The following is a 25,852-nucleotide window of genomic DNA, read 5'->3' as shown; positions in this document are numbered from 1 at the left end:
GTTCTGCATGACATCGACCAGGCCCGCATTGTCGAGACCACCGAGGGCGGCCGGCGAAGGCAAGTTCGATTCGAACATACTTGCGATAGTATCGGAATTTCGTGGCCCGAGCTTTCGGGCAGCCGCTAGTTGTGGATAACTGCGGCCACGGCTAAGGGCCGTCGGAAATCGAATCACTACTGTTGACAACGCGATCTCTTCCGCACGCATCGATCACCTGGAGCAATCATGAGCCTGGACAAAGTGGTCGAATCGGCCGCCGCGGCGGTCGCCGACATCCCGGACGGCGCTAGCCTGGCCGTCGGTGGTTTCGGGCTTGCCGGCATCCCGTGGTTTCTCATCGAGGCGCTGCTCGAACAGGGCGCAACCGACTTGACCATCGTGTCCAACAACTGCGGGGTCGACGGCGCCGGGCTGGGCCTGCTGCTCGACGCGCGGCGCATCAGCCGGGTCATTGCCTCCTACGTCGGGGAGAACAAGGAATTCGCCCGCCAGTACCTGTCCGGTGAGCTGACCGTCGAACTCACCCCGCAGGGCACCCTGGCCGAACGGATGCGCGCCGGCGGCAGCGGCATCGGCGCCTTCTTCACCCCCACCGGGGTGGGGACCGCCGTCGCCGACGGCGGACTGCCGTGGCGGTATCACCCGGACGGCCGTATTGCGCTCGCCTCGCCGGCCAAGGAGGTCCGCAACTTCCGGGGCACCGACATGGTGCTCGAAGAGGGCATCGTCACCGACTACGCCTTGGTGCGCGCGGCGGTCGCCGACCGGGAGGGCAACTGTCAATTCCATGCGGCGGCACGCAATTTCAACCCGCCGGCAGCGATGTCCGGTCAGGTCACCATCGTCGAGGCCGAGCGGGTCGTCGAAGTCGGAGAACTGCACCCCGACGCGGTTCACCTGCCCGGGATCTTCGTCAAGCGAATCGTGGCGCTCACCCCGGAACAGTCGGCGCGCAAGGACATCGAGAAGCGCACCATCCGGGAACGGGAGGTCACGAGATGAGCTGGTCCCGCGACCAGATGGCCGCCCGGGCGGCACAGGAACTGCACGACGGCGACTACGTCAACCTGGGCATCGGTCTGCCCACGCTGATTCCCGGCCACCTGCCCGAGGGTTCGACCATCACGCTGCACGCCGAGAACGGCATCCTCGGTGTCGGGCCGTTCCCGTACGACGACGAGGTCGACCCGGACCTGATCAACGCCGGCAAGCAGACCGTCACGGTACTGCCCGGGGCATCGTTCTTCGACTCGGCGATGAGTTTCGCGATGATCCGCGGCGGGCACGTCGACGCGGCCGTGCTGGGCGCCATGCAGGTCGCCGCCAACGGCGACCTGGCCAACTGGATGGTGCCCGGCGCCATGGTCAAGGGCATGGGTGGCGCGATGGATCTGGTCAGCGGTGTCGAGCGGGTGATCGTACTCACCGAACACGTCACCAAAACCGGTGCCGCCAAACTGGTTACGAGCTGCGACCTGCCGCTGACCGGCCGCGGTGTGGTGAGCCGGGTGATCACCGATCTCGGGGTGTTCGACGTCACCGGAGCCGGCTTCGCGGTGGTGGAACTGGCACCGGGCGTGAGCTACGACGAGGTGGTGACCAAGACCGGTGCGCCGGTCACCCCTCAGCGCAGCAGCGAGTTGAGCGCGTAGCGGGTCTGCAGGCCGATGTAGTCGTCGAGGCTGTACAACTCGCCGAAGTGCCAGTGCTTGAGCGCCCAGCCGTGGGCCAGCAGCATGATGTCGAACACCATCAGATCCACATCCACCTCGGCGAATGTTCCCGCGGCGATCCCGGTCTCGATCACGGTGCGTAGCGGTGCCGCAGTGGCGATCTCGAGCTCTTTGATCTGGGCGCGCCCGGCCGCGTCCAGGGTGCGGCTCTCCCGGTAGGTGAGTACGACGGCGTCGAGGTTCTCGTCGACGATCTCGATGTAGCGGCGGATTCCGGCGGTCAACTGCGCGACCGGATCGGCGCCGGCCGCGGCGATGACCGGGGCGAGCTGATCGGCGAATGTCTCCTGGATCCGCACGATCGTCGCCAGCAGCAGATCCTCCTTGCCGCCGAAATACTTGTAGATCAGCCCGACGCTGACGTTGGCCTCGGCCGCCAGATCCTGCATCGACATCTGGTGAAAGCCGGTCTGCTGCATGACGTTCACCGCGGCGTCCAGGATCTGCCGGCGCCGGGAATCGGTGCGTGCCGCTCGGACGGCCTCCTCGACGGGCAACCGGCCGTAGTCGATGGCCATCAGATGCCCAGGTCCTTGGCGATGATCGTCTTCATGATCTCGGTCGTGCCACCGTAGATGGTCTGGATGCGGGCGTCGACGAACGCTCGCGCCACCGGGTATTCGCGCATGTAGCCGTAGCCGCCGAACAGCTGCAGGCACCGGTCGGCGGTACGGACCTGCAACTCGGTACTCCACCACTTCAACTTGGCCGCCCGTGCCGCGGTCAGCTCGCCGTCCAGGTGTGCCGCGATGCAGTCGTCGAGGAAGGTGCGCGCCACATCGAGTTCGGTGGCGATCTCGGCGAGCACGAACTGGGTGTTCTGGAAGCTCGCGATGGGGGAGCCGAAGGCTTGCCGCGCCTTGACGTAGTCGAGGGTCTGGGCCAGCACGCCCTCGGCCGCGGCCACCGCGCCGACGCCCAGCGACAGCCGCTCCTGGGGCAGGTTGCGCACCAGCTGGTAGAAGCCCTGGCCTTCGGCACCGAGCAGGTTGGCGGCCGGCACCCGCATGTCGGCGAAGGACAGCTCGGAGGTGTCCTGGGCGTGCAGCCCGATCTTCTCCAGGTTGCGCCCGCGGTGAAGGCCCGGGGTGTCGCCGGAGACCACCAGCAGCGACAGCCCCCGGTGCCGGTCCTCGCCGGTGCGCACCGCGACCACGAACAGATCACCGGTCTGGCCGTTGGAGATGAACGTCTTGGTGCCGTTGACCACGTAGTCGTCGCCGTCCCGGCGGGCGGTGGTGCGGATTCCGGCCAAGTCGCTGCCGGCGCCGGGTTCGGTCATCGCGATCCCGAGCACGGTGTCGCCGGTCACCACGCCGGGCAGCCAGCGGCGCTGCTGCTCGGGTGTGGTCAGGTCGGTCAGATAGGGCAGCACCACGTCGTTCTGCAGCGAGAACGCGACGGCTTCGGCGGCGGCGCCGGCCAGCTGCAACTCCTCGATGACGATCGCGTGATAGCGGTAGTCGTGCACTCCGGGCCCGCCGAACTCCTCGGGTACCGGGAAGCCCAGCAGACCGAGCTCGCCGGCCATGGTGAACAGCGAGCGGTCCCACGCGCCGCAACGCTCCCAGTCCTGGTGGGCCCCGACGACGGTCCGCTGCACGAAGTCGGCGACCGTCTCGCGGAACTGCTGATGTTCTCGGGTATAGCTCAGCGCCATCGGAGTTGCCCTGGTCAGTTGAATGCCGCAAGCCCGGTGAAGGCTTTGCCCAGCACCAGCTGGTGCATCTCCGGGGTGCCCTCGTAGGTCAGCACCGACTCCAGGTTGACCATGTGCCGGATGACCGGGTATTCCAACGAGATCCCGTTACCGCCCAGGATGGTTCGCGCAGTGCGACAGATCTCGATCGCTTCGCGGGTGTTGTTGAGCTTGCCGAGGCTGACCTGCTCGGGGCGCAGGCCGACGGAGTCCTTGAGCCGTCCCAGGTGCAGCGAGAGCAGCTGACCCTTGTGCAGCTCGACGGCGGTGTCGACGAGTTTGGCCTGGGTGAGCTGGAAACCGGCGATCGGTTTGCCGAACTGGGTACGCGCCATGGCATAGTCGCGGGCGGCCTGCCAGGCTGAGCGGGCCGCACCCATTGCGCCCCAGACGATTCCGTAGCGGGCCTCGGACAGGCACTCCAGCGGCCCCCTGACGCCGCGGGCCTGCGGCAGCATCGCCTCGGCGGGCAGTCGCACGTCGTCGAGCACCAGTTCGCTGGTGACAGAGGCTCGCAGGGACAGTTTGTGGTGAATCGTGTTCGCCGTGAACCCGGGGATGTCGGTGGGCACGACGAAGCCGCGGATGCCGTCGTCGGTGGCCGCCCACACCACGGCGACGTCGGCGATGGATCCGTTGGTGATCCACATCTTGCGGCCGTTGAGAACCCAATCGGATCCGGTGCGCCTGGCCCGGGTCTTCATGGCGGCCGGATCGGAGCCGACGTCGGGTTCGGTCAGCCCGAAGCAGCCGATGAGCTCGCCGGTGGCCATGCCCGGCAGCCACCGCTGCTTCTGGTCCTCGGAACCGTTGCGGTGGATGGCGAACATCGCCAGCGAGCCCTGCACACTCACCAGTGAGCGGATACCGGAGTCGGCGGCCTCGAGTTCGACGCAGGCCAGCCCGTAGTGCACGGCAGAGGCGCCGCCGCAGCCGTAGCCGTGCAGGTGCATCCCGAGCAGGCCCAGCTTGCCGAATTCGCGGGCCAGTTCGCGGGCGGGCAGGTCGCCGATCTCGAACCATTCGCCGACGTGGGGCAGCACGTGCTCGGCGCAGAACTTCGCGACGGTGTCGCGCACCGCGATCTCGTCGTCGGACAGCAGCGAATCCAGGCTCAGCGGGTCGAGTTCGTCGAAGGCGGGTGTGGTCATCGGGGGCGTCCTTACTGGTTGGGCTGATGAGGTGTTGCCGGTCAGCCGGCCATGGTGAGGCCACCGCTGACGCTGATCACCTGTCCGGTGATGAACGAGGCGGCATCCGAGGCGAAGAACAGCACCGGCGCGGCGACCTCCTCGGGGCGGGCCAGCCGCCGGAACGGAATCGCTTTGACCAGCGCCTCTTTCAGCTTCTCCGGCTGGGCGTCGAACAGCGGGGTGTCGGTGGGGCCGGGGCAGACGCAGTTGACGGTGATGTGATGGCGCGCCATCTCCCGGGCCAGTGACTTGGTCAGTGCGATCACACCGCCCTTGGCGCCGGCATAGATCGTCTCCCCGGAGCTGCCGACCCGGCCGGCGTCGCTGGCCAGGTTCACGACCCGGCCACCGCCGCCGGCCTCGATCATCCCGGGCAGGAACGCACCGCACAAGTGCACCGGCCCGAGGTAGTTGATCGCCACCACCTTCTCGGCGAATTCGGTGGTGGCGTTGAGGAATTGGTCGGTGCGATCCCATCCGGCCGCGTTGACCACGACGGTGGGAACACCGACCTCGGCGTGGGTGCGATCGCGCAGTTCGTCGACCCGGGCGCGATCGGCGATATCCACCGGCAGCGCGGTGATGAGCTCCGGGTATGCCTGGGCGGTGGCCTCGGCGGCCGGCTGGTCGAGATCGGCGGCCACCACCCGGTCACCTTGGCCCGCGAACGCCAGGGCGATGGCCTTGCCGATGCCCGAGCCGGCGCCGGTCACCAGCGCGATCGTGGTACTCATGCGGTTACTCCTGCCCTCGGGGCCGGCCGGTCGGCGCGCCGGGATGAGGCCAAGTTCAAGAGAAATGAATTATTATTCATTAACTGTGAACGTATATTCGGGTCGGCGGCGGTGTCAAGCGAGAGCGCCACACTGAGGCGGCCGTCAGGCGAGGTCGATGCTTCCGGTGTCTCCGGCCGCGCTTACGACGTAAACTGACTCGTTGTCGTTGTCGTTGGGAAATGGGTGGTCAAGTGGATGCCGACGATCGCGGTGCGCAGCGGCCGGCAGACGCTGCCGGAGCCGACATCGTCGATGGGATCCGGCCGCTGTCACAGTTGAGCCGTGACGCGATTCTGGAGACGGCCATCGACTTCATCGATCGCCACGGCCTGTCGAAGTTGACCATGCGCCGATTGGGGACGGCCTGCGGAGTCGAGGCGATGGCGCTGTACCGCTACGTGCACAGTCGCGGCGACCTGCTGACCGGGGTCGTCGACCACATCGTCGATCGGCTCTACGCCGACCAACTCGCCGCGCGGCGACAAGAAGACGGCTGGCAGGACTACCTGATGCGGCTCGCGCACGGCGTACGCCAGATCGCCCTCGACCACCCGGAGGTTTTCCCGCTGGTCGCCACCCAGGCCCCGGAAGCGCCGTGGGTTCGCCCGCCGCTGCGCAGCCTGCGCTGGATGGAAAGCTTCCTCGACACGCTGATCTCCTACGGGTTCGGCGACGGGGCTGCCGTGGACGCCTACCGCTCCTACACCACGTTCCTGATCGGACACCTGCTGTTGGAGGTGTCGGCGCGCGGCGCCGACCTTCACCCCGACGAGGTCATCCTCGAGGCCGGCGAGTGTCCCGCCCGCGACCTGACGAGTTATCCGCACCTGCAGCGGCTGCAGCCGATGTTGTCCGAAGACCACAGCGGCATCGAGTTCGAAGAGGCGCTGGAGGCCATGCTCGACCGGCTCGAGTTGTTGCACTCCCGGCGCTGACGTCCCCGCTCCGCACCGGGAGGTTTACAGTGTAAACGCCCTGGGTATGTTGCCTGTCGCAAGGTCTGTTACGAGTGTGGGAGGAGTTTCACGATGGGACTGGCGGACAAGGCGAGGAACGCTGCGGAGGACGTTGCGGGCAAGGCCAAGGAGGCCGTCGGCAACGTCACCGGCAGTGACGACCTCCGGAACGAAGGCAAAACCGACCAGGGCAAGTCCAGCCTGAAGAAGGCGGGCGAGAACATCAAGGACGCCTTCAAGGACTGAGCCAGTGAGAATGCGCGCCCCGCCCGACGGTGAATCCGGGCGGGGCGCGCCTCGTTCGGGTCGCGGCAGAAAGAAGGGGAAGCGTGATGGCGGTGCAGCGATTGCTGCGGCCGGTGGCGCTGATGGTGTTGCTCGCGGGCGCGATCGTGTTGCTGGCGCCGGTGTCGGTCGCCGATGGCGACGGCGGCTCGATCGGCTGCGGCAATGCCGTCGCCGCGGATTTCTCGGCCGCCCTGGACGCCAACGCCGAAAGCGTGGCCACCGCCGTGATCGCCGGCCAGGGTGGTCCGCACACCAATTACGTGGCCGGATGCCGGTCCTCGCTGTCGACCCGGCGCGCCTGGGTGATCGCGCTGGTGGCGATCGGAGCCATCGCCGCCGCAGCCGGGTTTACAACGTAAACAAACTGGCGTAACTTCATCCGCATGCTGTTCGGTTTACGCCGTAAACTCGGTCGCTGTTCGGCATGGCTCGGTTCGGTGGCCGCACCGGGCAGGACGGCAAGTGACGGGGCCGGTGCGATCGCCACCGTCACCGATCTTCCCGCCCGGCTCGGCGAGGCCTTGGCCCCCATGCCGGCCCGTCCGGACCTGGAACTTCGTGTCGCTCTGGAGCGCAGCGGACCAGCGCTGGTGGTCTCCGCCAGCGGCAGTGTCGATGCGTCCAACGTGGAGGTCTGGCGGCGGCTGGTGAACGAGGCCGCCGCCGTCACCGAAGGCCCCGGGCCGCTGATCATCGATACCAGCGGGCTCGAGTTCATGGGCATCTGCGCGTTCGCCGTGCTGGTCGAGGAATCGGCCACGTGCCGCCCACGCGGTGTCAGCCTCCGGTTGGTGAGCAGCCAACCGCTGGTGGGCCGCATCGTCCACGCAGCGGGGCTCGACAGCGAGTTGGCGTTCTGCCTGACCATCGACGAGGCGCTCGGAGACCCACCGCGGGAAGATCCGGGACCGATCAGCGGATCCAGCGTCTAGCCGGGGCGACCGGTGCGCGACGCTCACCGGGTCCGGATGTCGGCGACGAGCGCAGCGGTGAGCCGGATCAGATCCGCCGGGGCCACCGCCACGTCCCAGCCGCGCTGCCCCGCACTGCACAGCACCTTCTCGAAGCCCGACGCGGAGGCGTCCACCACCGTCGGCAGCGTCCTGCGCTGGCCGAACGGCGAGATCCCGCCCAGCACGTAGCCCGTCACCCGTTGCGCCACCGCCGGGTCGGCCATGCCCGCCCTGGACGCCCCGAACGCGGCGGCGACGGCCTTCAGCGACAGCGTCGCCGGCACCGGCAGGACCGCGACCGCCAAGGCGGGCGGCGGTGCCCCGGCGAGTTCCACGATCAGGGTTTTGAGGATCTGTTCGGGTCGTAGTCCGGACGCCCCGGCGGTCGCCAGGTGCTCGACGGCCTCGGCCCCGAACGAGCGCTGGTCCGGGTCGTGGTGGTAGCGCAGCACCTCGTGGGGCACCTGTGCGGCGACAAGGGCGGCGATGGCCCGGGTTGCCGCGCGACTCACCGGGCCAGGATACGGCCGGAAATAGCGTCGTGACCGACGCTGTTGAGCAAGGCAGTGCGCGGTCAGTGCGCGCGGCTGTCGATCACAGTCCTAGGATCACAGAAGGAGTCCGGGTGTCAATGGCGATCGGTCTGCTGGAAATCGAGTCATCGGCTGGGCCGGTTGTGGGCAGCGCGACAGAAGGGACAGCAGCGATCGAGATGGCTGACGGTGACAGTGCGACCGAAACCGAGACGAAGGGCCCGGTTCGTTCCGAGGAGACCGACGAGCAGCTGACGGCGCGCTTCGAACGCGACGCGATCCCGATGCTCGATCAGCTCTACGGCGGTGCGCTGCGCATGACACGCAATCCCGCCGACGCCGAAGATCTGCTGCAGGAGACGATGGTCAAGGCCTACTCCGGGTTCCGGTCCTTTCGGGACGGCACCAACCTCAAGGCCTGGCTGTACCGGATCCTGACCAACACCTACATCAACAGCTATCGCAAGAAGCAGCGCAAGCCGGCCGAGTACCCGACGGACGAGATCACCGACTGGCAGCTGGCGGCCACCGCCCAGCACTCGTCGACAGGTCTGCGCTCGGCCGAGGTCGAGGCCTTGGAGTCGCTGCCGGACACCGAGATCAAGGACGCGCTGCAGCAGCTTCCCGAAGACTTCCGGATGGCGGTGTACTACGCCGACGTCGAAGGATTCCCCTACAAGGAGATCGCCGAGATCATGGAAACGCCGATCGGCACGGTGATGTCGCGGCTGCACCGCGGCAGGCGCCAGTTGCGCAGTCTGTTGGCCGACGTCGCCCGCGACCGCGGGTTCATCCGTGACGGTCAATCGGAGGAGGTGTCGTCGTGACCGAGCACACCAGCGGTTGCACCACGCCGGGGCCCGACGGGCCGGCCGCCGACTGTTCCGAGGTCATCGCCGAGGTATGGACGTTGCTCGACGGCGAATGCACCGCCGAGACCCGAGCCAAACTGCGACAGCACCTCGAGGAATGCCCCGGCTGCCTGCGGCACTACGGGGTCGAGGAACGGATCAAGGCGCTGATCGCCCGCAAATGCAGTGGCGACCGGGCGCCGCGGCAACTCTACGAGCGGGTCCGGTTGGAGATCAGCCGCACCACGATCATCCACCGCGAAGGCTAGCGGGTCGGCCAGGGAAGGCCTCGGACAGCGTTTTAAGCGTTGGGGCGCTTGCCGTGGTTGGCCTTGCTGTGCTTGCGATCGCGCTTCTTGCGGCCACGCTTTGCCATGATCCACCCTCCTAGCAGGTATTCCGGCTGGAAAGTCTCTCACACGACCGGGTGTGACGCGGTGGCGGGGCATGCGCCCCGCCACCGCGGTCGGCCCGTCGGCCGCCCAACGCTGCGGCGCCTCAGTGGAAGGTGCGCGAGCCCGCCAGGGTCTGCGGCACGGGCGCAACCGGCGCCGGCGGCGTCTCGAGCGCGGGCGCGCCGGGCGCCCCGGCGCCGGGCGGGGTCAGCGAGCTGACGTCGCTCGGCATGATCGACCCGACCCCGGGCACCACGCGGTTCAGCATGCCGTTGAGCGCCTGCAGGAAGGAGTTGGCGGCGTTAACGCCTGCCGACGAGCCTCCTACGGCCGGTCCGGGCAGCGCCGGGGCGCCGATCGGAGCGGGAATCGGCATCGGGTCGTCGACCAGCGCCGGGGCGGCTTTGGCCGAGGCGACGCCGAATCCGAGCGTGGCCAGCGTCATCGCGCCGGCGCAGATCAGGGGCAACCGGATCCGGGGGCTGGCAAATCGGTTCACAATCAACACGCGCTACTCCTCAAGTTCGACTTCGACTCTTGCCGCGTCACGGCGAATACGTCACGCGTTCGAAACACTCGAGTAACGGTGCTATGCAATTGTCACAGGAGAAACACGACACGATCACGGATCGAACTCTCTACGTCTTCTTATTTGTCTTGGAGTTCGCTTACCCGTGCGCCCCGCTCAGTCCCGGATGGGGGCTGTGGTTCCATAAGACGAAGGATTTTGGGGATCAGGGAATCGTTGACTGGGTGATGAACGAGGTGAAGATGGCCGAGGACGTTCGCGCGGAGATCGTGGCCAGCGTGCTCGAAGTCGTGGTCCACGAGGGCGAACAGATCAACGAGGGCGACACCGTGGTGTTGCTGGAGTCGATGAAGATGGAGATCCCGGTGCTGGCCGAGACCGCGGGCACCGTCAGCAAGGTGGCTGTGAAGGTCGGCGACGTCATCCAGGCCGGCGATCTCATCGCCGTGATCGGCTGATCGCAACGTCTCACGGCGCGTCGTGACCGATGTCCACCCTCGGTGACCTGCTTGCCGAACACACCGTATTGCCGGGCAATGCGGTGGATCACCTGCACGCCGTGGTCGGGGAGTGGCAACTGCTGGCGGACCTGTCATTCGCCGACTACTTGATGTGGGTACGCCGCGACTCCGACGCCGGCGGCGCGCTGGTGTGTGTGGCGCAGTGCCGGCCCAACACCGCTCCCACGGTGCTGCTCAGCGACGCCGTCGGCACGGTGGCCGCCGCGGACTGGATGCCACTGGTGGCCGGGGCATTCGCCTCAGGCGTGATCGCGCGGGAAAGCATTGCGGGCCAACGCGATATGGAAGCCGTTCCGGTTCGATACGACGACCGGGTGGTGGCGGTGCTGACCCACCAGACCGCGTTGCGGGCCGGGCGCGAATCCAGCCGGCTGGAGGCGGCCTACCTCGACTGCGCGGCTGATCTGGTGCACATGCTCTCCGAGGGCACCTTCCCCGACGTCGGTGACATCGCGGTGTCCCGCTCGAGCCCCCGCGTCGGCGACGGCTTCATCCGTCTCGGGGTCGACGGCACGGTCAGCTACGCCAGCCCGAACGCGGTGTCGGCGTATCACCGGATGGGCCTGGCCGCCGAGCTGGCCGGCCACGACCTGGTGGCCGTCACCCGGCCGCTGATCTCGGACACGTTCGAGGCGCACGAACTGGCCGAGCACATCGCGGACTCACTGGCCGGCGGAGCGAGTATGCGGTTCGAGGTCGACGCGGCCGGCGCGGTGGTGCTGCTGCGCACGCTGCCGTTGATCGTGCACGGCCGGCCGGCCGGGGCCGCCGTGCTGGTTCGCGACGTCACCGAGGTCAAGCGACGGGACCGCGCCCTGCTGTCCAAAGACGCCACGATCCGCGAGATACATCACCGGGTGAAGAACAACCTGCAGACCGTGTCGGCGCTGCTGCGGCTGCAGGCGCGCCGCACAACCAGCAGCGAGGGGCGCGAGGCGCTACTGGAATCGGTGCGACGGGTGTCGTCGATCGCGGTGGTGCACGAGGCGCTGTCGATGTCGGTCGACGAGGTGGTGAATCTCGACGAGGTGATCGACCGGATCCTGCCGATGATGAACGACGTCGCCAGTGTCGACACCCCGATCCACGTCGCCCGGACGGGGACCCTGGGAGCACTCGACGCCGACCGGGCGACCGCACTGACCATGGTGATCACCGAACTGGTGCAGAACGCCATCGAGCACGCCTTCGACGCGGATGCCGACCGGCGGGATGTGACGATCCGGGCCGAACGGTCGGCGCGCTGGCTGGACGTGGTGGTGCACGACGACGGCCACGGCCTGCCTGCCGCGTTCAGCCTGGAGACCTCCGACCGGCTCGGTCTGCAGATCGTCAACACCCTGGTCTCGGCGGAGCTCAACGGCTCGCTGACCGCACGCGATGCCCCGGGGGGCGGGACCGAGATGGTGCTTCGCATTCCCGTCGGAAGCCGACGGAACCGCCAGGCGCTGTGAGACGCCGGGCGGTCCCGGCGCAAAACGACGCGGCCCCGACCAGGTCGGAGCCGCGTCGTCGCTGTCTGCTCGGGTCAGACCCCGCTGCGCGCCCGCGTGCGAGCGTTGCGGCGCTTGAGCGCCCGCCGCTCGTCCTCGCTCATTCCGCCCCACACACCGGCGTCCTGGCCGGTCTCCAGCGCCCAGGTAAGGCACTCGGTGACCACCGGGCACCGGGTGCAGACCTGCTTAGCGGAAGCGATCTGAGCGAGCGCCGGCCCGCTGTTTCCCACCGGGAAGAACAGCTCCGGATCCTCGTCGCGACAGACCGCCTTGTGGCGCCAATCCATAGGTCTCCAACTCCTCACTCTGAGCGCAGCGCGGCGCGCAACTCTTTGCTTTTCGACTGTTATAAGCGGCGCAAGAAATGATTACGGCTTGCATCCGATCGCTTGATCGTTTCACAGCTTCGACAGATGTCAAGAGTATGCGTTATCACGTGGCCAACGTCACCCTTGCGCGGGGCTGCCGACTGTCACGGCACCGACGTGTACTACAGTGGGGTCAACTGTGTGCTCATCGACTGATGAAGCAACTGTCTGCGCAGGTCAACCAGGATTTTTTCGTGCCGGAGCGACGACGTTCAGGGCGTCGGGAACCGCACGGAACGTCATCTCACTTCGCAATCCGAGGTATTCGCCATCGATCTGAGTGGCGATCGGTGTGTCGCCGGCGTCGACCCGCAGCGCGGGCACGTCGTCGTCGCGGATGAGTTGCTTGGCGCGCAGTTTCGGCCGCTTCGACAGCATCTGGCGGACCAGTCGCAAGGTGGGCAGCACCTTCATGCTGGTGGTGGCGAACACCCCCATGCCGCCCTCGAACGTGGTGTCCGGATTGGTCCACACACACCGCTCATCGGCGTAGGTCCACGGAGCGCAGTTCGAGATGAACACGAAGTGCACACCGGCGACCGGCGCAGCCCCGCCCAGTTGCAGCGTCAGCGTCGGGGCGCGGCGGGTGGTGGCCAGCACGGCGGGCACCGCGGCGCGGACATAGCGCAGCGGGGTGACGGCGTGCCCCTTCTCACGTTCGGCTTCGACGGCGGCCACCACTTCGCCGTCGACACCCATGCCGGCGTTGAGCACCGACCACCGCTCACCGCAGTCGATGAGTCCGATCCGACGCCAACTCGGTTGGCCGCCGGGCCCGTTGAGCAACCCGATCAGCTGGTTGGTGGCGACGGTCGGGTCGCCGGCGATCCCCAGCGAGCGTGCGAAGACGTTCGCCGAGCCGCCCGGCACCACCGCCACCGCGGGCAGGTGTTTCGGCGGCGCCGAACCGGGCGCCCCGAGCAACCCGTTGACCACGCCGTGCACGGTTCCGTCGCCGCCGTGCGCGATGACCAGGTCGATCCCGTCGCGGGCGGCGGCCTGGCTGATCTCGATGGCGTGACCGCGGTAATCGGTGTGCACCACGCTCAGCTCGAGCCGGCTCTTGAGGGCGTGGGCCAGCAGGTCACGGCCGGCCGGGGTCGTCGAGGTGGCATTGGGATTGACGATCAGCACGGCACGCACGGGATATCAGTCTATGGGCATCCGGCGCCTACTGCGGGGTGGCTAGGCTGGCGACGTGAACGCCGTCGCCGACCCACCCCGCGCCGTGCGCGCTGCGGGCCTGATCGTCGCGGTGCAGGGCGCGGCCTTTCTGGTTGTCGCCGTGGTGCTGGTGGTGCGGGCGGTGGCCGGCGTCGATCAGCGGATGGCCAGCGGGTACGGCACCGCGGCGTGGTTCGCGCTTATCGGCGCCGCGGTGCTGGCCGCCGGCTGGGCGTTGCGGCGGGGCCGGCGGGTCGGACGCGGCGTCGCGGTGTTCGCCAACCTGTCGCTGCTTCCGGTGGCCTGGTACATGGGAGTCGGCTCACACCGGTGGGGTTACGGCGCGATGGTCGGCATCGCCGCGGCGGCGGTGCTGGCGGCGCTGTTCAGCCCCGCCGCGCTGCGCTGGGCGGCGCAACGCCCAGCGCCGACAGGATAGTGCTGAACTTCGTCACCGTTTCGGCCAGTTCATCATCGGGGTTCGATCCCGCGACGATCCCGCCGCCGGCATGCGCCAGTGCGGACCGCCGGTCGGCGGACAGTTGTGCGCAGCGGATCGACACCACCCACCGGCCGTCACCGTTCGCGTCGCACCAGCCGACCGCGCCGGCGTAGAAGCCGCGTTCGCCCTCCAGCTCTGCGATGAGATCGATCGCGGCCGCCGTCGGAACCCCGCCGACCGCCGCGGTGGGATGCAGTGCCAACGCCAAATCCAGTGCGGTGGTGGCGGTGTCGCGGAGCCGACCGGTGATCGGGGTGTTCAGATGCCAGACCGCGGCGGTTCCGGTCAGCCGTGGCTCTCCTGCGATGTCAAGTTCGCTGCACAGCGGCTCGAGTGCGGTACGCAACTGGTCGACGACCAGTTGGTGTTCATGGCGGTTCTTGCCGGAATCGGCCAATGCGGCCGCGTTGGCGGCGTCGACGGCCGGGTCGGGGGAGCGCGGCGCCGAGCCGGCGAACGGCCGGCAGGTGATCCGGTCGCCGTCGCGGGCCACCAGCAACTCGGGGCTGGCGCCCACCAGAACAGCCCCGGCATAGGCGTCCCCGGCGGTGCTCAGGTCGACCAGATAGCCGTAGCCGCTCGGGTCGGCGGCGGCCAATCGGCGCAGCACCGCGTCCGGGTGCAACGGCGCGTCGGCGGCCAGCCGCAGACTGCGGGCCAACACCACTTTGCGTAGGACACCGTTTGCTGCGGTCAACTCTTGCAGGGCACGGCGAATCCGGTCGCGGTGCTCGTCGGGGCCGGGCAGCTGCGCGGCGATACGCACCGCGGGCAGTGCCGCCGCGGGCCCGGCCGGCAGCGTCTGGTCGTGGCGCACCCGGTCGGGCACGAACAGAGCGGCGGCGGCGCCCGGCCGGAATGGCAACGCGCCCACCACGATCGGCGCCTCGCCGGAGGTCAGCGCGGCCCGCGCGGCACCCACATCGCAGAAGCCGGCGGCCATCCCGTCGGCCACCAGCGTCCCGGCCGGTCCGGACAGGACGAATGCCGGTGCCGTCAAAGCCCCGCGGCCTTCGGACCAGTCAGCCCGAGGGCGGTGAGCTGGCGCACCCCGTGCTCGAAGCCGCAGACCGCGAGCGAGGCCGCGGTCATACCGAAGCGCGCACCGTCGGCCAGCGGCAGCTCGAGCCAGCGGGTGATCACCGCCCGGGAGAAATGACCGTGACCGACGAACACCACATCGCGTGAGACCAGCAGTCGCAATGCCGCCGCGACCGCCCGGTCGGCGCGATCGCTGACCTGTGCCACCGACTCGCCCCCCGCACTGCCGTGCGTCCAGACCAGCCAGTCCGATTCGGATTCCCTGATCTGCGCGGTGGTAAGGCCTTCATAGCGGCCGTAGTCCCATTCGGCGAGGTCGTCGGAGACTTCGTCGACGTGCAGCCCGGCGAGTTCGGCGGTCAGTTGGGCGCGGCGGCGCGGGCTGCACACCACGAACGGGTTGTCCAACCGCAGTTTCGCCAGCATTGCGCGGGCGGCGACCGCTTCGCGCCGGCCGGTCTCGGTCAGCTCCAATTCGGTGCGGCCGGTGTGCCGTCCACTTTTCGACCACTCGGTTTCGCCGTGGCGCAGTAGCAGCAGTCGGTGCTCCTCGATGCCCACGCCCGTCGATTCTGCCCGACGACGGACACCGACCAGCGTTTGGTGCTGCCGGGCCGCAAGGCGTGCCAGTATGGCCTGTGTGACGGGCATGCGAATCTTGGCGGTTGCCAACCAGAAGGGCGGCGTGGCCAAGACCACGACGGTGGCGTCGCTGGGCGCGGCGATGACAGAACTGGGCCGGCGGGTGCTGCTGGTCGACCTCGATCCGCAGGGCTGTCTGACCTTCTCCCTGGGACACGACCCCGACAAGCTGCCGGTGTCGGTGCACGAGGTGCTGCTCGGTGAGGTGGAGCCCAACACCGCGCTGGTGTCGACCGACGAGGGTATGACGTTGCTTCCGGCCAACATCGACCTGGCCGGCGCCGAGGCGATGCTGTTGATGCGGGCCGGCCGCGAGTACGCCCTGCAGCGGGCGCTGGCCAAGCTGGACGGCGAGTTCGACGCCCAGTTCGACGTCGCCGTCATCGACTGCCCGCCCTCGCTGGGGGTGCTCACCCTCAACGGGCTCACCGCGGCCGGCGAGGTGATCGTGCCGTTGCAGTGCGAGACCCTGGCCCATCGCGGTGTCGGCCAGTTCCTGCGCACCGTCGACGACGTCCAGCAGATCACCAACCCGAAACTGCGCCTGCTCGGCGCGTTGCCCACGCTGTACGACTCGCGCACCACCCACAGCCGCGACGTGTTGCTCGACATCGCCGACCGCTACGACCTGGCGGTTCTGGCTCCGCCGATCCCGCGCACCGTGCGCTTCGCCGAGGCCAGCGCGTCGGGCGCGTCGGTGATCGCGGCCCGCAAGAACAAAGGCGCCCAAGCCTATCGGGAGCTGGCCGAAGCGCTGCTCAAGTACTGGAAGAACGGCAAGGCGCTGCCCACCTTCACCCCGGAGGTCTAGCCGCGCCCCCTTGCGGCGAGCGCGCCGGTGCGCGGTTCAGCCCAGCGCGACCACAGTGTCGCCGCGCTGCTCCAGCACCGTCGGACCCGACACCGCCGGGAACACCGTCGTCACCCCGGCGGGGCGGCTGACCGGGATGACACGTTCGGCGGCGCCGGTGCGCTGGTTGAAGACGCCGACCCCGCCGATCACCGGGATCAGCAGACGGTCGGCCATCATCGCCGCCGGCCCCAACGGAACCGCGGCACCGGCCGCCGGGACGGTGTAGCGATAGGTGAGGGTTCCCGAGTCGAACACCATCACCGCATCGCCGGTCCACCAGCAGACCAGCCCGGTGGGCCGCGACACCGACACGGCGGCGCTGGCGGCGCTGGGCTTTGCCGGCAGCATCGTCTTGGCGATGGTGGTGCCGGTCTGGTCGACCACTTCGACACGCGGCTGCGGGGCGGGCAGATAGACCGCGGTGTTGACGCCGGAGTCGGAGTCGGTCACCGTGAGCACCCGGGCGCCGGAATCGGCGGCCACGCCCGGCTGCGGGACATGCTGGGTCTCCGGTTCGTCTTCTTCCTTGCCGGCGCGCAACAGCGTCAACTGCAGATCGACCTGCCCGGGGCAGGCCTCGAGCACCGAGACCGCCGAGGAGGCCGCCGCCGCCGACACCAGCGTGCAGCCCTGGCCGCGGCCGCGGGCCGTCGGCTTCACCCGGGCGTCGATCTCCCCGTAGGACAGCACCCGGACCAGGTCCGAGCGCCACAGTTCCAGCCGGGTGCTGCCGGCCGAGAGCACCGAGCTTCCCTCGGAGGTGACGATCACGCTGCGGTCGGCGTAACTGGTCCGGGCCGGTCCTCGCCGGCCGGTCCCGGCGATGACGGTGCTGACCTGGCCGCAGCCGCGGGAGTCGGGGTACACCGCGACGGCATAGCGGTAGATCCACGACACGCCGCACAGGTCGACGTCGCGGGCATAGCTCCAGCGTTGCTCGCCGGTGGCCGGGTCGCGGCCGGTCAGCTGCGGCCCCTCGCCGGTGATCACCGTGCCGGAGACCATCACCGGGGCCCGGGTGACCGGGCTGGCCGCCGTCCACAGTTGGTTCAGGGCGGCTGGCACCATGGCGGCCGACTGCGGAGTGGTCGCTTCATCCGACGCAGGCCGGCTGACCGTCGCGCGGGCGTCACTGGTCCACCAGATGATCACCCCGGCGGCGACGACCACGACCGCGATCACCGCCGCGGCCAGCACATCGCCGGCGGTGCGGCGCTCCGGTCGCACCATCTCAGTGCGGCCGGCTCAGTTGCCGTTCGCCGCGGCCGCGGCCTTGCTCGGCCGCCGGCGACGGCGGCGGCGCGGTGCGGCCTGGCCGTTGTCGTCGGAGGAACCGGCGGTTCTGGTCTCGCCGGGCTCACCGGTCCGGGAGGCCGGAGCCGAAGTGTCCCCGCCGGATGCCTGGCCGCCGCGGGTACGCCGCCGGGACCGGTCGGGGTTGCGGGGCGCCCGCTGCCGGTCGGCCGAGCTCTCGCGGCGCTCACGGTCGCCGCCCTCGGCCCGCTTGGCCGGTGACCGGCGCGCCTGGCCGATGGTGCCGCTGGCGTCGGTGGGGATGTTCAGCTCGGTGAACAGATGCGGTGAGCTGGAGTAGGTCTCCGCCGGGTCCGGGCACTGCAGGCTCAGCGCCTTGTCGATCATCGTCCAGCGGGCCAGCTCGTCCCAGTCGACCAGCGTGACCGCCACCCCGGTCTTGCCGGCGCGGCCGGTGCGGCCGATGCGGTGCACGTAGGTCTTCTCGTCGTCGGGGCACTGGTAGTTGATGACGTGGGTGACATCGTCGATGTCGATGCCGCGGGCCGCCACGTCGGTGGCGACCAGCACGTCGATGTCGCCGGTGCGGAACGCCTTGAGGGCCTTCTCGCGGGCCACCTGGTTGAGGTCACCGTGTACCGCGCCGACCTTGAACCCGCGCTCACCGAGATCGTCGGCGACCTTCTGCGCCGTCCGCTTGGTGCGGGTGAAGATCATCGTGGCGCCCCGGCCGCGGGCCTGCAGCACCCGGGCGACCAGCTCGGCCTTGTCCAGCGCGTGGGCCCGGTAGACGAACTGCTCGGTGGCGTCGTGCACCGCCGAGGAGTGCGGCGCCTCGGCGCGGATGTGGGTGGGCTGGTTCATGAAGCTGCGGGCCAGCGTGATGATCGGGCCGGGCATGGTCGCCGAGAACAGCATCGACTGCCGGTCATCGGGGATGCGGGCCAGGATGCGCTCGATGTCGGGCAGAAAGCCCAGGTCCAGCATCTCGTCGGCTTCGTCGAGCACCAGCACCGTGAGTCCGCCCAGCTGCAGGTGGCCCTGCTGGGCCAGGTCGAGCAGCCGGCCCGGGGTGCCCACCACGACGTCCGCGCCGGCCTGCAGCGCCTCGATCTGCGGCTCGTAGGGCCGGCCACCGTAGATGGCCTGCACCGACAACGGCCGGTCCCCGGCGGTCAGGTATTTCGCCGCGTCGGCCAGGTCGCCGGAGACCTGGATGCACAGCTCACGGGTGGGCACCACCACCAGCGCCCGCGGAATGCCGGTCAGCGGCCGGTCGGTGCCGGTGCTGACCCGCTGCAGCAGCGGGACGCCGAAGCCGAAGGTCTTGCCCATACCGGTGCGGGCCTGACCGATCAGGTCATCGCCGGCCAGGGCCAGCGGCAACGTCAGCTCCTGGATCGCGAAGGCGTGCTCGATGCCGTCCTCGGCGAGAGCGCGGACGATCTCGTCGCGGACGCCCAGTTCGGTGAAGGTCGGCGGAGAGGTGGGTCGAGTGGTGGAGATAAGCGGGGTCATGCGCTGGCAGGTGCCTTTCGAAGTCGGCGCGGTATGAAAGTCGATCGCGTGCTGGTCCGGGCGCACACGCTGTGACAGTCGATACTTTGCCCATCATCGAGAGCACCGTCGGGGGCCCTGCACTCGCCGAGGAGGCGGGCCAACCGCGTGTACGCACATTGCGCGGGAGCGCCGAATAGGCACTGCCCGGCTGTCATACTACCTGGTCGGGCCGGGCATCGGTGCACCGCCGCGGAACGCCTACAGTGTGGTGATGAATTCGGTTCCCTCGACCGACGCCGAAGCGCAGCCTTCCCCACCGCGACTGTCCGCCGATCATCCCGGCGTCAACGAGCTTTTCGCCGTGCTGGCCTACGGCGAGGTGGCGGCGTTCTACCGGCTCACCGACGAAGCCCGCATGGCGCCCGATCTGCGCGGCCGGATCTCGATGGCCGCGATGGCCGCTGCGGAGATGGGCCACTTCGAATTGCTGCGGCAAGCACTCGACGCACGCGGTGTCGACGTGGTGGAGGCGATGTCGAAATACGCCACCGCCCTTGACAATTACCATCGGCTGACGATGCCCAGCACCTGGCTGGAGGCACTGGTCAAGACCTATGTCGGTGACGCGATGGCCGCCGACTTCTACCTGCAGATCGCCCACGGCCTCCCCGACGAGGTGGCCGACGTGGTGCGCGCGGTGCTGGCCGAGACCAAGCACTCCCAGTTCGTCGTCAACGAGGTGCGGGGTGCGGTGACCTCCAGCGCCAAACAGCGCAGCCGGCTGGCGTTGTGGTCGCGCCGGCTGCTCGGGGAGGCCATCACCCAGGCCCAGTACGTGTTGGCCGACCACGACGAACTCGTCGACCTGGTGGTCGCCGGAGCGGCCGGGCTGGCGCACCTGGCCGGGTTCTTCGACCGCATCCAGCACACCCATGACGAGCGGATGCGCGAACTGGGCCTGGCGTAGCGGCCGCGTATCGCCGTGGGCGAACGGCCGGTGCGCGCCAACCGGGTGCCCGTCCACTAGCCTGCTTGACAACGCCCAACGCAAACGAAAGGGGCCGGCGTGGAGGTCAAGATCGGGGTCACCGACAGCTCGCGCGAACTGGTCATCAACAGCGCGCAGACGCCCGATGAGGTCGAGGAACTCGTCACCGCCGCGCTGGGCAAGGGCACGGACTTGCTGGCCCTCACCGACGAGAAGGGGCGCCGGTTCCTGGTGCAGGCAGCCAAGATCGCCTATGTGGAGATCGGCGCCGCCGACAGCCGGCGGGTCGGGTTCGGGATCGGCTCCGACGCCGCTGCCGGAGCCAATTCCGCTTAGCGGGTCAGGGGCACGTGTGACAGCCCGCCCCAGGCGAACGCGACCGTCCCCTCGACGGCGTCTTCCTTGGTGATCGGCCGATCGCTGTCGAGCCAGTAGCGGGCGCAGTCCACACTGATGGCGACCAGCCCCACGGCGACCATGCGGGCGCGGTGCGGGTCGAGGCCGGAGTCGTGGCTGACCAGATCGAAGATCGCGTCGATGCACGATTCGGTCGCCACCCGCACCTGGACCGCGACCTGCGGCTCGGCGACGTTGTCGTTCTCGAAGATCAGCCGGTAGCCCTGGCCGTCGTGCTCGATGAAGTCGAAGAACGCCTGCACCGCCGACCGCAGCCGCTGACGGTTGTCGGTGGTGGTCCGCAAGGCCTGGCGCACCCCGGAGACCAGGTTCTCCACGTGGCGGCCCAGCACCGCCAGGTACAGCTCCAGTTTCGACGCGAAGTGCTGGTAGAGGATCGGTTTGCTGACGCCCGCCCGGTCGGCGATCTCGTCCATCCCGGCGGCGTGGTAGCCGCGGTCGACGAACACCTCACTGGCCGCGATCAGCAGCTGTCCGCGTCGCTCGTCGCGCGGCAGCCGGCTGCCCCGACGGCCGGTGGTCGCCGGCGCCTTGGTGCCGCCTGAGCCGCGGCCGGCCGACTTGCCGCCACCGCGCTCGGCCGTGTCGATCGGTTTGCTCATCGACTCCTCAATCCGGGTTCGGCCGGCCGGTGGCAATGAGCGCCCGACGGCCGGTGCGTGAGAGCGAGACTACGCGCTGCCCCCGTCGGATCCGCCAGCGACATCCACCAAGGCGACGCCGGCCTGCTGCGGCAGGTTCGCGGCGCCCCGACATGGCGCGGCGAAGAGTCCCAGCTCGCGGTGGTTGTGTCATTCTGGGACGGTGACCTACGACCCGGGGCAACGCGGCGGCGGTCGAGCCCCGGTGCTTCGGGATCGCTTCCGCGAACCCCTGCGCGCGCAGCGCGATCCACTCGCCGCCGGCGCCGGGCGGTTGCGCTCTGACCGCGACGTCCACCGGCAGTGGCGCAAGCAGACCCGGCTGGGCAGTTTCGTGTCCACCTACGGCTGGCGTGCCTACGCACTGCCGGTCCTGATGGTGCTCACCGTGGTGGTGGTGTATCAGACCGTGACCGGCACCGGGGTGCGAGCCCAGGACTCCGACGAGCCGGTCCAGGGCCCGCCGACGATCGGATCGGCCGGCACCTCGATCATCGGCGCGCCGCCGCGGGGACTCACCGAATTCGACGTCAACCTGCCGACCGGGATGTTGCCCGACGGCGGGCCGTTCACCGAGGCCGGTGCCATGACCTGGCACGTCATTGCGGGCACGCAGCCGCAGTTCGGCCACGGCACCGAGAAGGTGTTCGCCTACACCATCGAGGTGGAGAACGGCATCGACACGACCGCCTTCGGCGGTGACGAGGCGTTCGCCCGGATGGTCGACCAGACGTTGCGTAATCCCAAGGGGTGGACGCACACTCCGCAGATCGGGTTCGTGCGGGTCGACGCGACCAGCGGTGTCGAACCCGATTTCCGGATCTCGCTGACCTCGCCGCTGACCGTTCGGGAAGGCTGCGGCTACGAGATTCCGCTGGAAGCGTCGTGCTACAACCCGTCCTACGGTGCGCGGTCCGAACCTCGGGTGTTCATCAACGAGGCCCGCTGGGTTCGCGGCGCGGTGCCGTTCCAGGGTGACATCGGCTCCTACCGGCAGTACCTGATCAACCACGAGGTCGGCCACGCCCTGGGCTATCAGCATCACGAGCCGTGCGAGCGGCAGGACGGCCTGGCGCCGGTGATGATGCAGCAGACGTTCGGCACCTCCAATGACGACGCGGCGAAGTTCGACCCGGACTGGGTCAAGCCCGACGGGAAGACCTGCCGGTTCAACCCGTGGCCGGCCCCGATCGCCTGAACCGATCGCCGGAGCCGGCTGCCGGACCCCACGGCCGGGCCCGGGAAGCTTCGTGGTGCGTTTGTCGTTGTCCCCACCAGCTGCTGTGATTGATGACGAAGACGACTTCGAGGAGATTGTGCGGTGTCGAGATCACTGCCGCCGCTGGTGGAGCCCGCCGGCGAGCTGACGCGCGATGAGGTGGAGCGCTACAGCCGGCACCTGATCATCCCGGACGTGGGCGTGCAGGGACAGAAACGGCTCAAGAACGCCCGTGTGCTGGTGATCGGAGCCGGGGGACTGGGCGCACCGACGCTGCTGTACCTGGCGGCCGCCGGCGTCGGGACCATCGGGATCATCGATTTCGATGTCGTCGACGAATCCAACCTGCAACGGCAGGTCATCCACGGGGTCGCCGACGTCGGCCGGGCCAAGGCCGAGAGCGCCCGCGACTCGATCAACGCGGTCAACCCGCTGGTGGAGGTCCGGTTGCACCAGATGCGGCTGGACCCGTCCAACGCCGTGCAGCTGTTCGAATCCTACGACCTGATCCTGGACGGCACCGACAACTTCGCCACCCGCTACCTGGTCAACGATGCCGCGGCGCTGGCGCACAAGCCGTACGTGTGGGGCTCGATCTTCCGTTTCGAGGGGCAGGTCTCGGTCTTCTGGGAGGACGCACCGGACGGTCGGGGACTCAATTACCGCGATCTGTACCCCGAGCCGCCGCCGCCGGGAATGGTGCCGTCGTGCGCCGAGGGGGGCGTGCTGGGGGTGCTGTGCGCGTCGGTCGGGTCGGTGATGGGCACCGAGGCGATCAAGTTGATCACCGGGATCGGGGAGTCGTTGCTGGGACGGCTGCTGATCTATGACGCGCTGGAGATGAGCTACCGCACCATTCGAGTCCGCAAGGATCCGTCCACGCCCAAGATCACCGAATTGATCGACTACGAGGCGTTCTGCGGGGTGGTCTCCGCGGATGCGGCCGAGGCGGCCGCCGGGTCCACCATCACCCCGGCCGAGCTGCGTGAGCTGCTGGACTCCGGGCAGCAACTGGAGCTGATCGACGTGCGTGAGCCGGCGGAGTGGGAGATCAACCACATCGAGGGCGCCCGGTTGGTGCCGCAGTCGACGCTCAACTCCGGCGAGGGTCTGGCGACCCTGCCGCAGGACCGGATGTCGGTGCTGTACTGCAAGACCGGCGTCCGCTCGGCGGCGGCCCTGGCCACCCTGAAGAAGGCCGGTTTCGCCGACGCGGTCCATCTGCAGGGTGGAATTGTGGCGTGGGCCAAGGCGATGCAGCCCGACATGGTGATGTATTGATCCCGGCGAGGCTCCCCGACGCCCTGAGTTTGACGGCATAGAGTTGTCGCGTGACTGTCGAGCCGCCGCCCGAGCACGTGCTGGCGACTTTCGGCCTTCGCAGTGTGGAGCCCACCCCGCTGGGTGCCGGGTGGGAAGACGGCTGGAAGTGCGGGGAAGTGGTGGTGTCGATGGTTGCCGACCATGCCAGGGCGGCCTGGTCGGCAAAGGTGCGCGAAACGCTGTTCGCCGACGGCATCCGGCTGGCCCGGCCGGTGCGCTCCACCGACGGTCGCTATGTGGTGTCGGGGTGGCGGGCCGACACGTTCGTGGCGGGCAACCCCGAGCCGCGCCACGACGAAGTGGTCTCGGCGGCGGTTCGGTTGCACGAGGCCACCGCCAAGCTGGAACGGCCCCGGTTCCTCACCCAGGCGCCGGTGGCGCCATGGGCCGACGTCGATGTGTTCATCGCCGCTGATCGGGCCGCGTGGGAGGAGAAGCCGTTCGCCTCGCTGCAGGCCGGCGCCCGGTTGGCCCCGGGCTCGGTGGACGGCCAGCGCTCCATCGACCTGATCAATCAGCTCGCCACGTTGCGCAAGCCCACCAAGGGTTCCAGCCAGCTGGTGCACGGCGACCTCTACGGCACGGTGCTGTTCTCCGGTGCTGCGGCACCCGGTATCACCGACATCACGCCGTACTGGCGCCCGGCGTCCTGGGCCGCCGGAGTCGTGGTGGTAGACGCCCTGTCGTGGGGGGATGCCGACGACGGGCTGATCGAACGTTGGGAGTCACTGCCCGAGTGGCCACAGATGCTGTTGCGCGCGTTGATGTTCCGGCTCGCCGTACATGCGCTGCACCCGCGGTCGACCGCGGAGGCGTTCCCGGGGCTGGCCCGCACCGCCGCGCTGGTGCGGCTGGCGCTCTGACGCCGGGGCCGGGTCAGAATCGGTGACGTGCGGCGCGCAGATCCACGCGGCCGTCGACGGTCGGCACCCCTTCGGCGCGAAGCCGGTCGAGTTGTTCGGTGTGCAGGTGGGTTGCCGGTCGCCCGGATGCCCTGATCACCCGATGCCACGGCAGGTCGGAACCGTCGACCCGCAGCACCCAGCCGACGATTCGCGGGCTGGAAAGCCCTGCCGCGGAGGCGATGTCGCCGTAGGTGGCGACCCGGCCGGCCGGGATGCCGAGGACCAGTGCGCGCACCCGCTCCATCTGCTCGTCGGTCACCGCCGCCACGGGGCGGGCTCCCGGTTGCCGGCCAGCAGGTCGTGGATCACGGCCGCCACCTCGGCGGGCCGGGCCTGATCCACCATGTGATCGCAGTCAAGGTCCACCAGCTCGAAATTCGTGCCGAGCCGCGTCTGCAGGGCCTCGATGAGCCTTGCGCCCACATATGGCGGCGAGGTGCTGGTGGCGCGCAGCAGCGTCGTCGGCGTCGATCGGGGCAGCACGACGGGCCGGGCCAACTCGCTCCAGTACGACATCATCGCCGGCACGCTGATCCGCCAGCCGAACCGCCCGCCGGGCAATGCCACCAGGTGTTCGTCGAGTTCGGCGTCGAGCAGCGCCGGCTCCACATCCGACCAGCCCCCGTCGGCCTTCTCGGCGCGGGCCTCCGCGGCGTCGGGGTAGTCCGGGGAGGCCAGCATCGCCGCGGCGATCTCGGCCATCCACTCGCCGTCCAGGCCGATCGCCGGGTCGAGCAGCACCACCGAACCGACCAGGTCGGGGCGCGCCGCAGCCAGATGCAGCGCTATCGCCCCGCCGAAGGAATGCCCGACGACCGCGACGGGGCCGTCGGCGCCGTGCTCGAGCAATCCGATCAGGGCCGCCACGTTGGCGTCGATGGTCCACGGGGCCGCCCATGACGAGTGTCCGTGACCGATCAGATCCGGTGCGGCTACGGTGGTTTCAGGCAGCTGCGCGGCGACGTGTCGCCAGCGGGCCCCGTGGCCGGTCAAGCCGTGCACCGCCAACAGCCGGATCGGGCCGGGTGGGCCGTAGCGGTGCACGTGCAGCCGATGATCGGAATTCACCCGTCGATGGTGCCAGTCGGCACCCGGATTGTCAGAGGGTA

Annotated in this window: 34 protein-coding genes; 17 read left to right on the top strand and 17 right to left on the bottom strand. The window is 69.1% G+C overall.

Features of this window, described 5'->3' with window-relative positions:
* Nucleotides 1-210: hypothetical protein (locus AWC24_RS22640; RefSeq protein ID WP_207568292.1), on the bottom strand; the 210-nt coding region annotated here is incomplete at its 3' end.
* 18 nt (nucleotides 211-228) lie between these two features.
* Here AWC24_RS22640 and AWC24_RS01640 point away from each other — a divergent pair.
* Both AWC24_RS01640 and AWC24_RS01635 read left to right on the top strand, forming a co-directional pair.
* The gene (locus AWC24_RS01640) at nucleotides 229-1,005 is read left to right on the top strand and encodes a CoA transferase subunit A (RefSeq protein ID WP_085081763.1); all 777 of its coding nucleotides are present in this window, start codon (nucleotides 229-231) and stop codon (nucleotides 1,003-1,005) included.
* The gene (locus AWC24_RS01635) at nucleotides 1,002-1,655 is read left to right on the top strand and encodes a CoA transferase subunit B (RefSeq protein WP_085081762.1); all 654 of its coding nucleotides are present in this window, start codon (nucleotides 1,002-1,004) and stop codon (nucleotides 1,653-1,655) included. The genes AWC24_RS01640 and AWC24_RS01635 overlap by 4 nt, the downstream gene beginning before the upstream one ends.
* Here AWC24_RS01635 and AWC24_RS01630 read toward each other — a convergent pair.
* From AWC24_RS01630 to AWC24_RS01615, 4 genes are read right to left on the bottom strand one after another with little or no spacing between them, the layout of a single operon-like run.
* Nucleotides 1,628-2,254, bottom strand: a complete 627-nt coding sequence (locus AWC24_RS01630; RefSeq protein WP_085081761.1) for a TetR/AcrR family transcriptional regulator — start codon at nucleotides 2,252-2,254, stop codon at nucleotides 1,628-1,630. The genes AWC24_RS01635 and AWC24_RS01630 overlap by 28 nt on opposite strands.
* A complete protein-coding gene (locus AWC24_RS01625) occupies nucleotides 2,254-3,396 on the bottom strand; it encodes an acyl-CoA dehydrogenase family protein (protein ID WP_085081760.1) in 1,143 nt (380 codons plus the stop codon). The genes AWC24_RS01630 and AWC24_RS01625 overlap by 1 nt, the downstream gene beginning before the upstream one ends.
* Nucleotides 3,397-3,410: 14 nt before the next feature.
* Nucleotides 3,411-4,586, bottom strand: coding sequence for an acyl-CoA dehydrogenase family protein (locus AWC24_RS01620; RefSeq protein ID WP_085081759.1), 1,176 nt, complete (start codon nucleotides 4,584-4,586; stop codon nucleotides 3,411-3,413).
* Nucleotides 4,587-4,627: 41 nt separating this feature from the next.
* A complete protein-coding gene (locus tag AWC24_RS01615; protein WP_085081758.1) occupies nucleotides 4,628-5,362 on the bottom strand; it encodes an SDR family NAD(P)-dependent oxidoreductase in 735 nt (244 codons plus the stop codon).
* A gap of 221 nt (nucleotides 5,363-5,583) precedes the next feature.
* On the opposite strand from AWC24_RS01615, the gene AWC24_RS01610 reads away from it, so the two are divergent.
* The 4 genes from AWC24_RS01610 (at nucleotide 5,584) to AWC24_RS01595 (ending at nucleotide 7,580) form a co-directional block, all read left to right on the top strand.
* Entirely contained in the window at nucleotides 5,584-6,339 is a 756-nt protein-coding gene (locus AWC24_RS01610; RefSeq protein WP_085081757.1) for a TetR/AcrR family transcriptional regulator, read from the top strand.
* A gap of 93 nt (nucleotides 6,340-6,432) precedes the next feature.
* The gene (locus AWC24_RS01605; protein WP_085081756.1) at nucleotides 6,433-6,606 is read left to right on the top strand and encodes a CsbD family protein; all 174 of its coding nucleotides are present in this window, start codon (nucleotides 6,433-6,435) and stop codon (nucleotides 6,604-6,606) included.
* Between the two features lie 86 nt (nucleotides 6,607-6,692).
* Entirely contained in the window at nucleotides 6,693-7,007 is a 315-nt protein-coding gene (locus AWC24_RS01600) for an aminopeptidase (RefSeq protein ID WP_085081755.1), read from the top strand.
* Nucleotides 7,008-7,031: 24 nt separating this feature from the next.
* Nucleotides 7,032-7,580 carry an anti-sigma factor antagonist gene (locus tag AWC24_RS01595; RefSeq protein ID WP_085081754.1) on the top strand — a complete coding sequence of 183 codons (549 nt, stop codon included), beginning with the start codon at nucleotides 7,032-7,034 and terminating at the stop codon, nucleotides 7,578-7,580.
* 23 nt (nucleotides 7,581-7,603) lie between these two features.
* Here the strand turns inward: AWC24_RS01595 and AWC24_RS01590 are convergent, their stop codons facing one another.
* Nucleotides 7,604-8,113: an aminoacyl-tRNA deacylase gene (locus tag AWC24_RS01590; protein WP_085081753.1), complete on the bottom strand. Its 510-nt coding sequence runs from the start codon at nucleotides 8,111-8,113 to the stop codon at nucleotides 7,604-7,606.
* 200 nt (nucleotides 8,114-8,313) lie between these two features.
* Here AWC24_RS01590 and AWC24_RS01585 point away from each other — a divergent pair, with 200 nt between their 5' ends.
* The gene (locus tag AWC24_RS01585) at nucleotides 8,314-8,961 is read left to right on the top strand and encodes a sigma-70 family RNA polymerase sigma factor (protein WP_170307866.1); all 648 of its coding nucleotides are present in this window, start codon (nucleotides 8,314-8,316) and stop codon (nucleotides 8,959-8,961) included.
* A complete protein-coding gene (gene rsrA / locus AWC24_RS01580; RefSeq protein ID WP_085081752.1) occupies nucleotides 8,958-9,254 on the top strand; it encodes a mycothiol system anti-sigma-R factor in 297 nt (98 codons plus the stop codon). Before AWC24_RS01585 ends, rsrA begins: the two co-directional genes overlap by 4 nt.
* A 32-nt stretch (nucleotides 9,255-9,286) precedes the next feature.
* Here rsrA and AWC24_RS23460 read toward each other — a convergent pair whose 3' ends face one another.
* Both AWC24_RS23460 and AWC24_RS01575 read right to left on the bottom strand, forming a co-directional pair.
* Nucleotides 9,287-9,361: a 50S ribosomal protein bL37 gene (locus tag AWC24_RS23460; RefSeq protein ID WP_011728008.1), complete on the bottom strand. Its 75-nt coding sequence runs from the start codon at nucleotides 9,359-9,361 to the stop codon at nucleotides 9,287-9,289.
* 122 nt (nucleotides 9,362-9,483) lie between these two features.
* Complete coding sequence (locus tag AWC24_RS01575; RefSeq protein WP_085081751.1) at nucleotides 9,484-9,888, bottom strand: hypothetical protein; 405 nt, start codon at nucleotides 9,886-9,888, stop codon at nucleotides 9,484-9,486.
* A gap of 263 nt (nucleotides 9,889-10,151) precedes the next feature.
* Between AWC24_RS01575 and AWC24_RS01570 the strand changes: the two genes are divergently transcribed.
* Nucleotides 10,152-10,367: a biotin/lipoyl-binding carrier protein gene (locus AWC24_RS01570; protein ID WP_085081772.1), complete on the top strand. Its 216-nt coding sequence runs from the start codon at nucleotides 10,152-10,154 to the stop codon at nucleotides 10,365-10,367.
* 29 nt (nucleotides 10,368-10,396) lie between these two features.
* Nucleotides 10,397-11,884: a two-component system sensor histidine kinase PdtaS gene (gene pdtaS / locus AWC24_RS01565; RefSeq protein ID WP_085081750.1), complete on the top strand. Its 1,488-nt coding sequence runs from the start codon at nucleotides 10,397-10,399 to the stop codon at nucleotides 11,882-11,884.
* A 74-nt stretch (nucleotides 11,885-11,958) separates the two neighbouring features.
* Here the strand turns inward: pdtaS and AWC24_RS01560 are convergent, their stop codons facing one another.
* Complete coding sequence (locus AWC24_RS01560) at nucleotides 11,959-12,213, bottom strand: WhiB family transcriptional regulator (protein ID WP_013829861.1); 255 nt, start codon at nucleotides 12,211-12,213, stop codon at nucleotides 11,959-11,961.
* A gap of 258 nt (nucleotides 12,214-12,471) precedes the next feature.
* Nucleotides 12,472-13,437, bottom strand: coding sequence for a diacylglycerol/lipid kinase family protein (locus AWC24_RS01555; protein ID WP_085081749.1), 966 nt, complete (start codon nucleotides 13,435-13,437; stop codon nucleotides 12,472-12,474).
* A gap of 55 nt (nucleotides 13,438-13,492) precedes the next feature.
* On the opposite strand from AWC24_RS01555, the gene AWC24_RS01550 reads away from it, so the two are divergent.
* Complete coding sequence (locus AWC24_RS01550) at nucleotides 13,493-13,897, top strand: hypothetical protein (RefSeq protein ID WP_085081748.1); 405 nt, start codon at nucleotides 13,493-13,495, stop codon at nucleotides 13,895-13,897.
* On the opposite strand, the gene AWC24_RS01545 is transcribed toward AWC24_RS01550, so the two are convergent.
* Both AWC24_RS01545 and AWC24_RS01540 read right to left on the bottom strand, forming a co-directional pair.
* Entirely contained in the window at nucleotides 13,845-14,903 is a 1,059-nt protein-coding gene (locus tag AWC24_RS01545) for an isochorismate synthase (protein ID WP_085081771.1), read from the bottom strand. The two genes, AWC24_RS01550 and AWC24_RS01545, sit on opposite strands and share 53 nt — an antisense overlap.
* 53 nt (nucleotides 14,904-14,956) lie before the next feature.
* Nucleotides 14,957-15,562 carry an acid phosphatase gene (locus AWC24_RS01540; RefSeq protein WP_085081747.1) on the bottom strand — a complete coding sequence of 202 codons (606 nt, stop codon included), beginning with the start codon at nucleotides 15,560-15,562 and terminating at the stop codon, nucleotides 14,957-14,959.
* 88 nt (nucleotides 15,563-15,650) lie between these two features.
* Between AWC24_RS01540 and AWC24_RS01535 the strand changes: the two genes are divergently transcribed.
* Nucleotides 15,651-16,454, top strand: coding sequence for a ParA family protein (locus AWC24_RS01535; RefSeq protein ID WP_407663438.1), 804 nt, complete (start codon nucleotides 15,651-15,653; stop codon nucleotides 16,452-16,454).
* A gap of 36 nt (nucleotides 16,455-16,490) precedes the next feature.
* Here the strand turns inward: AWC24_RS01535 and AWC24_RS01530 are convergent, their stop codons facing one another.
* Nucleotides 16,491-17,726: an Rv3212 family protein gene (locus AWC24_RS01530; RefSeq protein WP_085081746.1), complete on the bottom strand. Its 1,236-nt coding sequence runs from the start codon at nucleotides 17,724-17,726 to the stop codon at nucleotides 16,491-16,493.
* A gap of 15 nt (nucleotides 17,727-17,741) precedes the next feature.
* On the bottom strand, nucleotides 17,742-19,268 hold the full coding sequence (locus AWC24_RS01525) for a DEAD/DEAH box helicase (RefSeq protein WP_085081769.1): 1,527 nt from the start codon (nucleotides 19,266-19,268) through the stop codon (nucleotides 17,742-17,744).
* A gap of 253 nt (nucleotides 19,269-19,521) precedes the next feature.
* On the opposite strand from AWC24_RS01525, the gene AWC24_RS01520 reads away from it, so the two are divergent.
* Entirely contained in the window at nucleotides 19,522-20,217 is a 696-nt protein-coding gene (locus AWC24_RS01520) for a ferritin-like fold-containing protein (RefSeq protein ID WP_085081768.1), read from the top strand.
* A gap of 99 nt (nucleotides 20,218-20,316) precedes the next feature.
* Nucleotides 20,317-20,574 (top strand): DUF3107 domain-containing protein, encoded by a 258-nt coding sequence (locus AWC24_RS01515; RefSeq protein WP_085081745.1) that lies wholly within the window; start codon nucleotides 20,317-20,319, stop codon nucleotides 20,572-20,574.
* Here the strand turns inward: AWC24_RS01515 and fasR are convergent.
* On the bottom strand, nucleotides 20,571-21,257 hold the full coding sequence (gene fasR / locus AWC24_RS01510; RefSeq protein WP_085081744.1) for an HTH-type transcriptional activator FasR: 687 nt from the start codon (nucleotides 21,255-21,257) through the stop codon (nucleotides 20,571-20,573). The genes AWC24_RS01515 and fasR overlap by 4 nt on opposite strands.
* Before the next feature lie 202 nt (nucleotides 21,258-21,459).
* Between fasR and AWC24_RS01505 the strand changes: the two genes are divergently transcribed.
* From AWC24_RS01505 to AWC24_RS01495, 3 genes are all read left to right on the top strand, one after another.
* Nucleotides 21,460-22,494 (top strand): DUF3152 domain-containing protein, encoded by a 1,035-nt coding sequence (locus tag AWC24_RS01505; RefSeq protein ID WP_085081743.1) that lies wholly within the window; start codon nucleotides 21,460-21,462, stop codon nucleotides 22,492-22,494.
* 123 nt (nucleotides 22,495-22,617) lie between these two features.
* Complete coding sequence (moeZ, locus tag AWC24_RS01500) at nucleotides 22,618-23,796, top strand: adenylyltransferase/sulfurtransferase MoeZ (protein WP_085081742.1); 1,179 nt, start codon at nucleotides 22,618-22,620, stop codon at nucleotides 23,794-23,796.
* 50 nt (nucleotides 23,797-23,846) lie between these two features.
* Nucleotides 23,847-24,701: a TIGR02569 family protein gene (locus AWC24_RS01495; protein ID WP_085081741.1), complete on the top strand. Its 855-nt coding sequence runs from the start codon at nucleotides 23,847-23,849 to the stop codon at nucleotides 24,699-24,701.
* Between the two features lie 13 nt (nucleotides 24,702-24,714).
* Here the strand turns inward: AWC24_RS01495 and AWC24_RS01490 are convergent, their stop codons facing one another.
* Together AWC24_RS01490 and AWC24_RS01485 are read right to left on the bottom strand one after the other, a co-directional pair.
* Nucleotides 24,715-25,011, bottom strand: coding sequence for an MGMT family protein (locus AWC24_RS01490; protein WP_085081740.1), 297 nt, complete (start codon nucleotides 25,009-25,011; stop codon nucleotides 24,715-24,717).
* Entirely contained in the window at nucleotides 24,999-25,811 is an 813-nt protein-coding gene (locus tag AWC24_RS01485) for an alpha/beta fold hydrolase (protein ID WP_085081739.1), read from the bottom strand. Before AWC24_RS01485 ends, AWC24_RS01490 begins: the two co-directional genes overlap by 13 nt.
* Nucleotides 25,812-25,852: the final 41 nt, after the last annotated feature.

It is taken from the genome of Mycolicibacter senuensis (assembly GCF_002101885.1).
In the GTDB taxonomy this organism is placed as follows: Bacteria; Actinomycetota; Actinomycetes; order Mycobacteriales; family Mycobacteriaceae; genus Mycobacterium; species Mycobacterium senuense.
Note: the sequence above shows the minus strand (reverse complement) of the source record. Positions and strands in the feature narration are given on the sequence as shown.